This is a genomic window from Ulvibacterium sp., assembly GCF_965228935.1.
Taxonomy (GTDB): Bacteria; Bacteroidota; Bacteroidia; order Flavobacteriales; family Flavobacteriaceae; genus Ulvibacterium.
Map to the genome: position 1 here is coordinate 2,410,112 of NZ_OZ245846.1, position 14,220 is coordinate 2,424,331.

The window sequence follows — 14,220 nt, forward strand, 5'->3', positions numbered from 1 at the left end:
TAAGTAACTATTGACCATCGACTAGAAAATGGAAGTACTAAAAATAGCAACGGCGGGAAGCGTAGATGACGGTAAGAGTACCTTGATCGGAAGATTGCTGTACGACACCAAATCCTTAACGGACGATAAGCTGGAGGCCATAGAAAAAACCAGTAAACTAAAAGGTTACGATTACTTGGATTTCTCGCTGGCAACCGATGGCCTCGTGGCGGAACGTGAGCAAGGCATAACCATAGATGTGGCCCATATCTATTTTTCCACGGCATCCAAGAGTTATATCATTGCGGATACACCCGGACATGTGGAGTATACACGGAACATGGTAACGGGCGCTTCTACTTCGCAGGCGGCCATTATTTTGATTGATGCACGTAAAGGGGTCATAGAACAGACCAATCGACACTTCTTTATCAATAACCTGTTACGGGTAAAGGATGTTGTGGTTGCCATAAACAAAATGGATTTGGTCAATTTTTCGGAAGAAAGATACAATCAAATTAAGTCCGATTTTGAGCGACTGATGGAAAAAAGAGATTATGAAGATCAGAAAATAACCTTTATTCCGGTAAGTGCCCTTAAGGGTGATAATGTCGTGAATCATTCCGAGAATACCCCATGGTATGACGGACAGACGCTTTTGGAACATTTGGAGGAGCTGGATCTGCAGGATATCTATAACATAGGGACGCCGCGTTTCCCGGTACAATATGTTATTCGGCCCAAAACGGATGATTTTCACGATTTTCGGGGATTTGCAGGTAAAGTTTACGGAGGCGAGCTCAATGTTGGTGATGAGGTAGTCATCTTACCCTCGATGACCAAATCCAGGATTAAGGGCATTTATTTCTATGACAAAAAGTATAAAACCGCTCCAAGACGCTCTTCGGTGACCATTACATTGGAAGATGAAGTAAATGTAAGTAGAGGAGATATGTTGGTAAAGGCCGGTGATCTGCCAACCATTGATAAGCAATTTACCGCAACGGTTTCATGGATGGATTCCGAGAGGTTAACGGCCGGAGGAAAATATATTGTACAGCATGGCATAAACAAGGTATTGGCAAAAGTTGACAGTATCGAGCATAAAATCCTTCCGGATTATTCCGGGATAGAAGAGGGAGTGGCGGCACTGGAGATGAATGATATTGCCCAAGTGAAGTTTAGATTAAACAGACCAATTTTTTATGATGCCTTTAAGGCGCATAGGACAAACGGTTCGTTTATTTTGTTGGATACTCGAACCAATAATACGGCCGGAGTAGGATTTATTAATTAAGAAGTTGATTTTTCCTGACCGGAGGGGAAAAGTTCTATGGGAAGGATTTAGTGAAAAACAGCAATTAAAACAGTTTTAATTCCTATAAATCCTATAGGCAAAATAGAAATAAATTTAGATTAGAATAAACAAACATCAGAACTCGAAAATATGCAAAGCTTTAGAACTGAAATAGAGAATCCAGTAGTAGAAAAGGACATTATAGAACTGGAAAGAAAGATTAGGGAGTTCAAGGAAGGAAACATGGATGAGGAGAAGTTCCGAAGTCTCCGATTGGCACGGGGAGTCTATGGCCAAAGGCAGCAAGGCGTTCAGATGGTACGTATTAAGCTACCCTACGGAAAAGTAACCTCCAATCAATTGCGTAGGATATCCGATGTTTCGGATGAGTATTCCAGGGGCCGTTTGCATATTACCACCCGTCAGGATATCCAGATTCATTATGTGGATTTGGAACGTACCCCGGAACTTTGGGCAGAGTTGGAAAGGGACGATGTAACGTTGCGCGAGGCTTGTGGTAATACGGTTCGGAACGTTACTGCCAGTGAAACTGCCGGAATAGATATGGATGAACCTTTTGATGTGTCTCCATACGCCCATGCCCTGTTTGAATATTTTCTTCGAAATCCTATTGGTCAGGAAATGGGGCGCAAGTTCAAGGTCTCCTTTTCGGCAAGCGACGCGGATACCGGGCTTTCCTATATGCACGATCTTGGTTTTATTGCGAAAGTTCAAGACGGTGTTAGTGGTTTTAAGGTATTGATTGGTGGTGGATTGGGTTCTCAACCAAGACATGGTGATGTATTGTTCGAGTTTCTTCCTTCGGATAGGATCATTCCTTTAATGGACGGTGTGATCCGGGTTTTTGATCGTTACGGCGAGCGTAGGAGTAGGGCCAAGGCCCGGATGAAATTCTTGTTAAAGGATGTTGGCCTGGACGGATTTAAGGAATTACTGCAATCGGAACAAAAAGCAGTTCCCCATACATCGTATCCCATTGATGCTAAATCCTATCCCAAAATCGTAGTTTCGGAAAAACCGGTACCGCAAGTAGCAATTGAGGATAAAGATGCCTTTGAAAGATGGAAATCCACCAACTTGGTCCCTCAAAAGCAAGAAGGATATATGGCCATCGGTATTAAGGTATTGTTAGGCGATTTTTACACGGATAAGGCAAGGTTGTTGGCAGATTTGGTTGAAAACTATGCCGCCAGCGAAATTCGGTTATCGCTCCGTCAGAATATCCTGATTCCTTTTGTTAAAGAAGAGACGATTCCATTTTTCTATACTGAATTGGAAAAATTAGGATTTACCGAGGCGGGATACAATAAAGCGGCGGATATCACCGCCTGTCCGGGAACGGATACGTGTAATTTAGGTATTGCAAGTAGTACAGGGATAGCCGAAGAGTTGGAAAGGGTAATTAAAACAGAGTATTCCAACTATATTCAGAACCCCGATGTGGTTATAAAAATCAGTGGTTGTATGAATGCCTGTGGCCAACACAATATGGCCAACATCGGATTCCAAGGGATGAGTATCCGCACCAAGGATAAATTGGTTGCGCCTGCATTACAAGTTTTATTAGGTGGCGGAAACGATGGCAATGGCAATGGGCGTTTTGCCGATAAGGTAATCAAGATTCCTAGTAAAAGGGGGCCAGAAGCCTTACGACTCATTCTGGATGATTATAATGCCAATGGCAATGGGGTCGCTTATGCCGATTATTATCAAGAGAAGGGACAGATATATTTCTACGATTTTCTAAAACCCTTGACCGAAATTGATAACCTTACCCCGGAGGATTTCATTGATTGGGGAGCAACGGAACGTTACAAAAAGGCCATTGGTGTAGGGGAATGTGCAGGAGTTGTAATCGATTTGGTCGCAACCTTGCTTTTTGAAAGTGAGGAGAAAATTCAAAATGCAAAGGAGACTTTGGACGAGGGAAAATGGGCCGCCAGTATCTATTATTCCTATACCTCCATGGTAAACTCCGCCAAGGCCCTGCTCACTGCGGAGAATGCCAAGGTGAATACCCATGCCGGTATCATCAAGGATTTTGATGAAAAATTTGTGGCAGCGGGAAGAATTGATTTAGGGAAGGGATTTGAGGAACTGGTCTTACAATTGAACCAGAATGAACCTTCGGAATCATTTGCCAAAAGTTATTTGGAAGATGCCGAAGGCTTCTTAAAGGAAGTAGGGCAGTTCAGGGAATTGGAATTGGCCCAAGTATCATAAAGGAAATGAATTTAGAAAATAACATACCAAAAGAGGTACATACCAAAGTTTTCCCCTTAAGGAAAAAATCACCTTTTTTTTCGGTAATCGGTGCAGGTCCCGGAGATTTGGAACTTATTACTTTGAAGGCCATCAAAGCCCTGGGCACGGCCGATGTGGTATTATATGATGCTTTGGTAAATCCGGAATTGTTGGAATATGCCCCAAATGCGGAGCATATTTTTGTGGGCAAGCGTAAGGGATGTTATGCCTATCAACAGGAACAGATCAATGAATTGATTGTTAACAGGGCCAGAACGCACGGACATGTAGTACGATTAAAAGGTGGTGACCCCTTTGTTTTTGGACGAGGTGCGGAGGAGATGGAGTATGCCGCGGACCACGGGATTCCGACCAAAATGATACCGGGTATTTCCTCCTGTATTGCGGTACCATCAGCTCAGAATATACCGGTAACAAAGCGGAATTCAGCCGAGAGTTTTTGGGTCATAACCGGGACTACCAAAGCGCATAAATTGTCCCAAGATGTGCATTTGGCCGCAAAATCCAGTGCCACGGTGGTTATTCTAATGGGAATGTCCAAACTCCCTGAAATTGTTGCACTCTTTAAAAAGGAGGGAAAATCGGAAATTCCTGTGGCCATTATCCAAAATGGTACAAGAGAGGATGAAAAAATAGGCATAGGAACGATCGATACCATTTTGGAAGTCGTTCAAGTAGAAAAACTGGCCAATCCGGCCATTATTATCATTGGTGAAGTTGTAAATCATAGGGCGTCCATTCAAAAAGTCGTCGAAAGCAATATATACGAATTAAGTTCAGAAGTATGATTAAAACAGATATAATTATTATAGGAGCGGGTCCCACGGGGTTGTTTACGGTATTCGAAGCCGGATTGTTAAAACTTAAAACCCATCTTATTGACGCCTTGCCACAACCTGGAGGCCAATGTTCGGAGATTTATCCCAAAAAGCCTATTTATGATATCCCGGCTTTTCCGGAAATTTTAGCGGGCGAATTGGTGGATAACCTTATGGAACAGATAAAGCCTTTTGCCCCTGGATTTACCTTAGGCGAGCGAGCGGATACTTTGGAAAAGCAAGAAGACGGTTCATTTATCGTAACTACGAATAAAGGGACAAAACACCAGGCGCCTGTAGTAGTAATTGCCGGTGGACTGGGATCTTTTGAGCCCCGTAAACCTCCTATTGAGAATATAGAGGATTTTGAAGACAAGGGGGTTGCCTATATGGTTAAGGATCCTGAAGTATATCGGAATAAAAAGGTAGTTATCGCCGGAGGTGGTGATTCAGCACTGGATTGGGCTATTTTCTTGGCTGATGTAGCCTCTGAAGTCTCTCTAGTCCATCGTAGGAATGAATTTAGAGGAGCATTGGATTCAGTTGAAAAAGCATCGGAATTGGCCAAACTGGGAAAAATAAAACTTTACACCGAGGCTGAGGTAAAAAAACTATATGGGGACGAACATTTGGAGGCTGTGGTTATAAAGCATAATGATGCATCCAAAGGTGAGACCTACGTGGAGACCGACAATTTTATCCCTCTGTTTGGTCTTTCGCCAAAATTAGGACCCATTGGGGATTGGGGCCTTGAAATTGAAAAAAATGCCATTAAGGTAAACAACGCCAAGGACTACCAGACCAATATTCCTGGAGTTTTTGCCATTGGTGATGTTAATACCTATGAGGGCAAATTAAAGTTGATCTTATCCGGCTTCCATGAGGCGGCGGTCATGTGCCAGTACGCATATCAGATAATAAACCCGGATAAGCGCTATGTTATGAAGTATACCACCGTTGGTGGAGTTCAAGGTTTTGACGGTACCAAAAAAGAGGCCAAAAGAGAAGTGGTTCAGAGTATACTATAATATCGGTTTTTCGTTCTTATTTGAATTTCTAACCCTTTGGCAAAATTTGTTAGAGGGTTTTTTGCTGAGGATCTAATACTAAAAAAACATCGGATTGTTTGCATTTACGGGTACCTTAACGTTACTTTGTACCAGTTCATTAAAAAATTGAAATCGTTATCAAGAAAGGTGGAGGGACTAGACCCTATGAAACCTTAGCAACCCTTTCCTGTAAAGAAGGTGCTACATTCTATCGCGACAATGGCGTGACAGATAACAAGGACTATAGCTTTTGTCCAATATTTTTCCCTTTCCTTGCTAACTTTTTAATAGGTACGACTTTATATATCGTACTAAAGGATTAATATGAAAAAAATTCAAGACATACTTCAGGAGCGTATTCTGGTATTGGATGGAGCTATGGGTACAATGCTCCAACGCTACAAGTTTACCGAATCGGATTTTCGTGGGGAACGCTTTAAAGATTGGGAACATCCATTACAGGGCAATAATGATTTATTGTCCATAACGCAACCAGAGGCCATTGCAGAGGTGCATAGAAAATACTTTGCGGCTGGGGCCGATATCGTGGAGACCAACACATTTTCGGGTACTTCCATTGCCATGGCGGATTATCACATGGAAGAATTGGTTTATGAGCTTAATTATGAATCGGCCAAAATTGCCAAAAAGGTGGCGGAAGAATTTACCAGCTTGGAACCACACAAACCCCGATTCGTGGCAGGGAGTATTGGTCCCACTAATAAGACAGCCAGTATGTCTCCGGATGTGAACGATCCCGGATTTCGCGCCATTTCCTTTGACGAACTTCGCCTTGCCTATAAAGAACAAATAGAGGCTTTGTTGGACGGTGGAGCCGATATTCTATTGGTGGAAACTATTTTTGATACGCTAAACGCCAAGGCCGCCCTGTTTGCCATAGAGGAAGTAAAGGAAGAACGGAAAATAGAAGTTCCCATAATGGTCAGTGGGACGATTACCGATGCTTCTGGCAGAACACTGTCGGGGCAAACCGCGGAGGCTTTCTTGATTTCCGTTTCGCACATCCCCATTTTATCCGTTGGGTTCAATTGTGCCTTGGGAGCCAGTCAATTGGTGCCCCATCTTGAAGTTATTTCCGGTAGGTCGGAGCATTTCATTTCCGCCCACCCCAATGCCGGCCTGCCCAATGCTTTTGGTGAGTATGATGAATCCCCAGAACAAATGGCCGTCCAGATTAAGGAATATGTAGAGAAGGGACTTGTAAACATTGTAGGTGGATGTTGCGGGACAACTCCGGAGCATATATCGGCAATTGCCGAGTTGGTAAAAGAATATAGCCCTAGAAAACTGAAAATAGAATCCATGACCGCATGATTTTAGAAGTGGCCATTTTGAACATAAAACAAGGTTTATCGAAAGAATTTGAAAAAAGTTTTGCTCGAGCAGTTCAGATAATTTCTCAAGCTAAAGGGTACGGCTCGCATGAACTCAAAAAATGTATTGAAAGAGAGAACCAGTATATTTTATTGGTGAATTGGGAAACTTTGGAAAATCATGAAGTCGACTTTCGACAATCTCCGCATTACCAAGAATGGAAAAAACTTTTGCACCATTTTTATGAACCTTTTCCAGAGGTATTACATTATTATTGATGACCGAAACGAAACCAAAATATCTTAAACTATCAGGTCTTGAACCTTTGGTGGTGACCCCGGAAAGCAATTTCATCAATGTGGGAGAACGTACCAATGTGGCAGGTTCCAGGAAGTTTCTCCGGTTGATAAAGGAGGAAAAATATGAAGAGGCCTTGGAAGTGGCCAGGGACCAGGTAGAAGGCGGTGCCCAGATTATAGATATCAATATGGATGATGGTCTTATCGATGGGAAAGAGGCCATGGTAAAATTCCTCAATTTAATAGTTGCCGAACCTGATATTGCCCGTGTACCCATTATGATAGATAGTTCCAAATGGGATATTATAGAAGCCGGGTTGCAGGTCGTCCAGGGAAAATGTGTGGTGAATTCCATCAGCCTAAAGGAAGGCGAGGCAGAGTTTATTCATCATGCGAAGTTGATAAAACGATATGGGGCCGCCGTTATAGTTATGGCCTTTGATGAAGTGGGACAAGCGGATAATTACGATCGCCGTATAGAAATTTCCAAGCGATCGTACGATATTTTGGTAAACGAGGTGGCGTTTCCCCCGGAGGACATCATTTTTGACCTCAATATATTCCCTGTCGCTACGGGAATGGATGAACACAAACGCAATGCATTGGATTTCATCGAAGCGACCCAATGGGTGCGTGAGAACCTCCCTCATTGTAGTGTTAGTGGAGGGGTGAGCAACGTTTCGTTTTCGTTTCGGGGCAATAATCCGGTCCGTGAAGCTATGCACTCCGTGTTTCTCTATCATGCCATAAAATCCGGGATGAACATGGGTATTGTAAATCCGACCATGCTTGAGGTCTATGACGATATTCCCAAGGACTTATTGGAGTACGTGGAAGATGTCATCTTAAACCGAAGGGATGATGCTACGGAGCGCCTGTTGGATTTTGCCGAAACCGTTGTCGGCAAGGCCAAGGAGAGTAAGTTAGATTTGTCTTGGCGTGAAGAACCCTTACAGGAAAGGATTACACGGGCGTTGGTAAAAGGTATCGATCAATATATAGAGACCGATGTAGAGGAGGCCCGGCAGAGTGTCGATAAACCCATTGAAGTAATCGAAGGTCATTTAATGACCGGAATGAACGTGGTGGGCGATCTCTTCGGGAGCGGAAAGATGTTCTTGCCCCAGGTAGTAAAATCCGCGAGGGTCATGAAAAAAGCGGTCGCTTACCTTCTTCCCTTTATTGAGGAGGAGAAACTGAAAAACCCTCAAATCGGGAACTCCAATGCTGCCGGCAAAATATTGATGGCAACCGTTAAGGGTGACGTACACGACATTGGAAAGAACATTGTAAGCGTAGTCTTGGCCTGTAACAACTATGAAATCGTGGATTTGGGTGTTATGGTCCCGCCGGAGAAAATAATTCAGACCGCTATCGATGAAAGGGTAGACGCCATTGGGCTAAGCGGATTGATAACACCATCATTGGATGAAATGGTACATCTCGCCAAGGAAATGGAGCGCAAGGATTTTAAGGTTCCCCTGCTGATAGGTGGTGCCACGACCAGCAAGGCGCATACAGCGGTTAAAATTGATCCGCAATACAAAAACGCGGTGGTACACGTCAACGACGCATCCCGTGCAGTAACGGTAGTAGGTGATTTGCTGCAGAAAGAAACATCGGAAACCTATATAAACGGTATTAAGGAAGATTATGAACAATTCCGAAATAAATTTCTAAAACGCACCAAGCAAAAGGAGTATTTGACCCTAAAGCAAGCACGGACCAATAAATTTCAAATCGATTGGTCCAAAACTGAGTTGATCGAACCTAACCATATGGGGGCACAAGTGATTGAGAACTTGGATTTGTACCTTTTGATGAACTATATCGATTGGACACCTTTTTTCAGAAGTTGGGATTTACATGGAAAATACCCAAATATCTTGACTGACGATGTTGTTGGCAAACAGGCCATGGAACTATTTGAAGATGCCCAGAAAATGTTGGGGAAAATCGTGGATGAAAAGCTACTGGAGGCAAAGGCCATTTTTGGACTGTTTCCGGCGAACACTATAAATCATGATGATATTGAAGTATTGGCGCAGGATAGAAAGTTTGTTTTTAGAACACTGCGGCAACAATTAAAAAAACGGGATGGCGTGCCCAATTTTGCGTTATCCGATTTTATAGCTCCCAAAGAAACCGGGAAACAAGACTATATAGGGTGTTTTTGTGTAAGCACCGGCTTTGGCACATCGGAATTGGCAGCGGCTTATGAAATAGAACATGATGATTATAATTCGATTATGGTTAAGGCACTGGCCGATCGGTTTGCAGAGGCTTTTGCGGAATATTTGCATAAGGAAATACGGACTACCCATTGGGGATATGCGTATAACGAAGATTTGAGCAATGAAGAATTGATCAAGGAGTCATATAAGGGTATACGTCCGGCACCGGGCTATCCGGCATGTCCAGATCATTTGGAAAAACTGACCATTTGGGACCTATTGGGCGTTGAGGAAAAAATAGGCGTAAAATTAACGGAGAGCTTGGCCATGTGGCCGGCGGCATCGGTCAGCGGATATTACTTTGCACATCCGGAAGCCAGATATTTTGGGGTTGGAAAAATAAAGGAAGATCAGGTAGGCGATTTTGCCAAAAGGAAGGGTATTCCCTTGGAAGAAGCGACAAAATGGTTGGCACCGAGCATTGTAGAAGATTGATGTAAAACAATACCATCGAGAAATGTCCTTAAAAGCATGGCGTTGGATTTTCGACCCTGTCTTTTGATGATGAGTGACCAAAAGAAATTAAATAGAACTAAAACCAAAATAATCTTTCAACCACCTGAATAACAGATTTAATCAGGTGAACGTTCTGGAAGATAACAAAACCAAATGAAAGTAACCGATCATATTAAGGCAGCCAAAGGAAATACCTTATTTTCCTTTGAAATCATACCGCCGGTAAAAGGAAGGAGCATCCAAGAACTGTACAACAACATTGGCCCATTGATGGAGTTTGAGCCCCCTTTTATTGACGTAACCACATCTAGGGAGGAATATGTGTACATTGACCGTGATGGACTATTGGACAAGAAACTCACGCGTATGCGGCCGGGTACCGTAGGTATTTGCGCATCGATAAAGCACAAATACGATGTAGATACCGTTCCCCATGTGCTTTGTGGAGGATTCACCAAAGAGGAAACGGAATATCTCTTGGTGGATTGTCACTACTTGGGCATAGACAATGTAATGGCATTACGTGGGGACGCCATGAAAGAGGAAAAATATTTTGAACCGACCAAAGGAGGTCATCCCTACGCCATTGACTTGATCAAGCAGATACAAAATTTAAACTGTGGGGAATATCTGCACGAAGTAGTGGAGACGGATAACTGTGCCGATTTCTGTGTTGGTGTGGCCGGATATCCGGAAAAGCATCTGGAAGCACCCTCCCTAAAAACAGACTTGAAGCGTTTAAGGGAAAAGGTAGATGCCGGAGGGGACTATGTGGTTACTCAGATGTTCTTTGACAACAAAAAGTATTTTGAATTTGTAAAGGAAGCCAGGGCAATAGGTATTGATGTTCCTATAATTCCAGGAATTAAACCTATTGCGGTAAAAAGGCATCTGCAGCTATTACCTCCAATATTCCGCATAGATCTACCACAAGACCTCATTGATGCCGTGGAAGCATGCAAGGACAACAAAGCAGTACGGCAAGTGGGTATAGAATGGGCTATAGAACAGTCTAAGGAACTAAAAGCTGCCGGAGTCCCTGTATTGCACTATTACTCCATGGGTAAATCCGACAATATCAAGGCAATTGCCAAAGCGGTGTTTTAGGTTTGTTAGATGTTGGATGTTGGATGTTGGATGTTGGATGTTGGATGTTGGATGTTGGATTTGACAAGAAGTTTTGAAAGTTAATATTGTTATTGCTCACTGCCTACCTCTTTAGTCTTGTACTAGTTTTGATCTCGTTTTAGTACTTCCAACTTCGTACTTTGTCGTTTGTGGAGTGGATTTCCTACTTCCAATTCCGTATTTCCCATTTCGTACTTACCTTTACATTCCATGAACCGAAGATTATTCCCCATTTTTTTGTTTTTGGCCTCATTTTCATTCGCCCAAAACGCGGATGGCACCAACAGATTTACCTTGGATATCAGTCCGTTTTACGGTTCTATTCTCCTTCATAATCCGGATATAACCCATCTAATAACCGAACATCCCTCAGGTTTCATTCTCGGATACAATCAAAAAACCTTTGGCGATAAAGAATGGCAGCAGCTGTACAACTATCCGGATATCGGATATTCCTTTGTATACCAGAATATGAACAATAGCTCATTGGGAGAAAATTTTGGTCTGTATGCCCACTATAACTTCCATTTTTTTAAACGGAATCTGCAGTTTCGAATAGGTCAGGGGGTGGCCTATAATACCAATCCCTATGACAAAACTCAAAATTTCAGGAACAATGCCTATGGATCCCATTTGCTGAGTTCTACCTATCTCATGTTAAACTATCACAAGGAGAACATATTTAAACGCTTGGGTTTCAAGGCAGGAATTTCGCTTGTGCACTATTCCAATGCCAATTTCAAGGCACCGAATACGTCCACCAATACTTTTGCTTTTAATGCCGGACTTACCTATACTTTAGGTGGGATAGGAGAAGTGGAATACATCCGAAGGGAAAAGGAAAAGGTCACCGAACCTGTCCGATACAACATTGCACTTCGCATGGGATTGAATGAAAGTGATGTAATCGATTTGGGCCAATATGGATTCTTTATTATTTCGGGTTATGCCGATAAGCGTTTGGGAAGAAAAAGCGCCATCCAATTGGGAGCCGATGTTTTCTTTTCCAATTTTCTAAAGGAATTGATTCGATTTCAGAGTACTTCCTTTCCAGAAATGGAAGTCGGGGAAGGTACCGATTATAAAAGGGTAGGTGTATTTCTGGGGCATGAACTGTTCATTAATAAAATATCGGTCGTCACTCAATTGGGATACTATGTTTATTACCCATTCGATTTTGAAGGGCGTATATACAACCGAATAGGTCTAAAGCGCTATTTCGGGAAAAAAGTCTTTGGTGCATTGACCTTAAAATCACATGGTGCCAAGGCCGAGGCATTGGAATTTGGTGTGGGGATTAGATTGTAAAATACAAAGTACGAGGATGGAAGTACGAAATACACAATAGAAAAGGTGGGAATTTTGGAATTTGGGATTTGGAAGTTAAATTTTTTCAATCGACTACGAGCGTATCTGCAGGCACGAATACTGGTATTATGTTATATTCTAATTTTGGGTTGCAATAGTGAGAACGCCCCGGATTGCCTTCAAAATGCAGGTGATATTATCCGTGAAGAAGTTACGCTTCCCAACTTTTCCAAGATTACTGTTTTCGAAAACGTAAGTTTGGTAATAAAACAAGGCGATACCCAAAAAGTGGAAATAGAGACCGGTGAATTTCTTCGAGAGGAGGTAACGGCTACCTTGGAGGGCGACCGGCTACTATTGCGCAATACGAATGGCTGTAACCTTTTTCGGGAATATGGATTGACCACGGTCTATGTCACTTCGCCCAATATCAACGAAATTCGAAGTAGTACCGGTTTTCCCATTCAAAGTGATGGGGTACTGGCCTATCCGAGTCTTACCTTGTTTTCCGAAAGTTTTACAAATCCCGAGACCGAAACCACGGATGGCGAATTTAACTTGGAGTTGGATTCGGGAAACGTAAGTATAGTGGTTAACGGTATTGCTTATTTTAAATTGGGAGGTACCGTGGAGAATCTGAATCTTACGATAGCGGCGGGGGATTCGAGGATCGAGGCGGAAAACCTGATTGCGGAGAACGTCGTTTTAAACCATAGAGGTTCCAATGATATGCTGATCAATCCACAGTTGTCCTTGACCGGGTTGATTCGTGGTACGGGCGATGTTATTAGTTTTAATAGACCTACTGAGGTAGCTGTAGAGGAAATTTTTAATGGAAGGTTGATTTTTCAATGACGATTGAATGAAACCCATTCTCACATTTCTAAAAAACTTCTTGGCACAAAAAAGGATAGTCGGAAATGCCACTGAATTGGAGGGTCTGGCCAAAGTGGATGCCATTTTGGCCACTTTGATAAATGAACGCAGAGTGCCGGGTATTTCTATTACCGTTTTAGGGCAGGGAGAAGTATTGCTGCAAAAAGGATATGGGTATACTGATTTAGATCTAAAAACCCGTGTGGAGCCCAAAAAGACCATTTTCCGTATTGCCAGTGTTTCCAAACCTATTGCCGCCACGGCCTTGGCCCAGATGGTCAAGGCGGGCGTTATGGATTTGGATGCTTCCTTTTATAAGTATGTACCCTATTTCCCTAAGAAACGATGGGACTTTAGCATTCGGCAACTGGCTGGCCACACCGCGGGTATTCGCGGATATCGCGGAAAGGAATACGGACTCAATGAACCGTATTCCATAAAGGAAAGTATTACAATTTTTAAGGATGACGATTTACTCTTCCAACCCGGTACCGCCTATCACTATAACAGCTTTGATTGGGTAATGATTTCGTTGGCCATGCAGGAGGCTAGTGGTATGGCGTTTGAGGATTATGTACGGCAAAAGGTGCTTTTACCTTTGGGAATGGATAGAACTTTTGCGGAATATCCACCGGATCATGATTTTTGGGCGATGGAGGAGGCGGGGATTTCAGGCAATTTCAATCGTACTACTTTCTACTCCAAAAATCGCCATGGGTTTCGAAAGTCTATCCCGGTGAACAACTATTATAAAATAGCGGGAGGGGGTTATCTCTCAACTACAGAGGATATTGCCAAGCTGGGTCAGGCGTATTTGGATGGCAAAATTGTGGACAAGGAAGTAGTATCGCAATTTTTGACCTCGGGAAAGATTAAGGACAATCCCACCTATTATGGTTTGGGTTGGGAGGTAAGTAGAGATAAAAGAGGTAGGCCTTTTTATGGCCACATCGGTAATGGGATAGGGGGCTATTCCAATTTTTTTGTCTATCCAGAGTTGCAGATGGTGTTTGCCATTTTGATAAACTGCACCGACCCCAAGGTTCAGACGGAGCTGGACGAGGTGGTGGATATTTTATCAAATTTGCATGCCTCCCCGATTTTATAGAAATTTAGATAAATCAATTTAAGGTTTGAGGTTTCTAGCCATATATA

At 42.8% G+C, this 14,220-nt stretch carries 11 protein-coding genes and 1 riboswitch; all 11 genes read left to right on the forward strand.

What is annotated here, in order from left to right; genetic code table 11:
* Positions 1 to 28: 28 nt before the first annotated feature.
* The 11 genes from ACO06Y_RS09970 (at position 29) to ACO06Y_RS10020 (ending at position 14,173) form a co-directional block, all read left to right on the forward strand.
* Positions 29 to 1,276: a sulfate adenylyltransferase subunit 1 gene (locus ACO06Y_RS09970; RefSeq protein ID WP_422083682.1), complete on the forward strand. Its 1,248-nt coding sequence runs from the start codon at positions 29 to 31 to the stop codon at positions 1,274 to 1,276.
* A gap of 150 nt (positions 1,277 to 1,426) precedes the next feature.
* Positions 1,427 to 3,520 carry a HEPN domain-containing protein gene (locus ACO06Y_RS09975; RefSeq protein WP_422083683.1) on the forward strand — a complete coding sequence of 698 codons (2,094 nt, stop codon included), beginning with the start codon at positions 1,427 to 1,429 and terminating at the stop codon, positions 3,518 to 3,520.
* A gap of 5 nt (positions 3,521 to 3,525) precedes the next feature.
* Positions 3,526 to 4,350: a uroporphyrinogen-III C-methyltransferase gene (gene cobA / locus ACO06Y_RS09980; protein ID WP_422083684.1), complete on the forward strand. Its 825-nt coding sequence runs from the start codon at positions 3,526 to 3,528 to the stop codon at positions 4,348 to 4,350.
* A complete protein-coding gene (locus tag ACO06Y_RS09985; RefSeq protein WP_422083685.1) occupies positions 4,347 to 5,408 on the forward strand; it encodes an NAD(P)/FAD-dependent oxidoreductase in 1,062 nt (353 codons plus the stop codon). The genes cobA and ACO06Y_RS09985 overlap by 4 nt, the downstream gene beginning before the upstream one ends.
* A gap of 153 nt (positions 5,409 to 5,561) precedes the next feature.
* A riboswitch (SAM riboswitch) is annotated at positions 5,562 to 5,667 on the forward strand.
* 86 nt (positions 5,668 to 5,753) lie between these two features.
* Positions 5,754 to 6,764, forward strand: a complete 1,011-nt coding sequence (locus ACO06Y_RS09990; protein ID WP_422083686.1) for a homocysteine S-methyltransferase family protein — start codon at positions 5,754 to 5,756, stop codon at positions 6,762 to 6,764.
* A complete protein-coding gene (locus ACO06Y_RS09995; RefSeq protein WP_422083687.1) occupies positions 6,761 to 7,042 on the forward strand; it encodes an antibiotic biosynthesis monooxygenase family protein in 282 nt (93 codons plus the stop codon). The genes ACO06Y_RS09990 and ACO06Y_RS09995 overlap by 4 nt, the downstream gene beginning before the upstream one ends.
* Positions 7,042 to 9,732 (forward strand): methionine synthase, encoded by a 2,691-nt coding sequence (metH, locus tag ACO06Y_RS10000; protein WP_422083688.1) that lies wholly within the window; start codon positions 7,042 to 7,044, stop codon positions 9,730 to 9,732. Before ACO06Y_RS09995 ends, metH begins: the two co-directional genes overlap by 1 nt.
* A gap of 174 nt (positions 9,733 to 9,906) precedes the next feature.
* Positions 9,907 to 10,860 carry a methylenetetrahydrofolate reductase [NAD(P)H] gene (gene metF, locus ACO06Y_RS10005; RefSeq protein WP_422083689.1) on the forward strand — a complete coding sequence of 318 codons (954 nt, stop codon included), beginning with the start codon at positions 9,907 to 9,909 and terminating at the stop codon, positions 10,858 to 10,860.
* A 231-nt stretch (positions 10,861 to 11,091) separates the two neighbouring features.
* Entirely contained in the window at positions 11,092 to 12,189 is a 1,098-nt protein-coding gene (locus tag ACO06Y_RS10010; RefSeq protein ID WP_422083690.1) for an acyloxyacyl hydrolase, read from the forward strand.
* Between the two features lie 144 nt (positions 12,190 to 12,333).
* On the forward strand, positions 12,334 to 13,044 hold the full coding sequence (locus tag ACO06Y_RS10015) for a head GIN domain-containing protein (RefSeq protein ID WP_422083691.1): 711 nt from the start codon (positions 12,334 to 12,336) through the stop codon (positions 13,042 to 13,044).
* Positions 13,045 to 13,051: 7 nt separating this feature from the next.
* Complete coding sequence (locus tag ACO06Y_RS10020; RefSeq protein ID WP_422083692.1) at positions 13,052 to 14,173, forward strand: serine hydrolase domain-containing protein; 1,122 nt, start codon at positions 13,052 to 13,054, stop codon at positions 14,171 to 14,173.
* Positions 14,174 to 14,220: the final 47 nt, after the last annotated feature.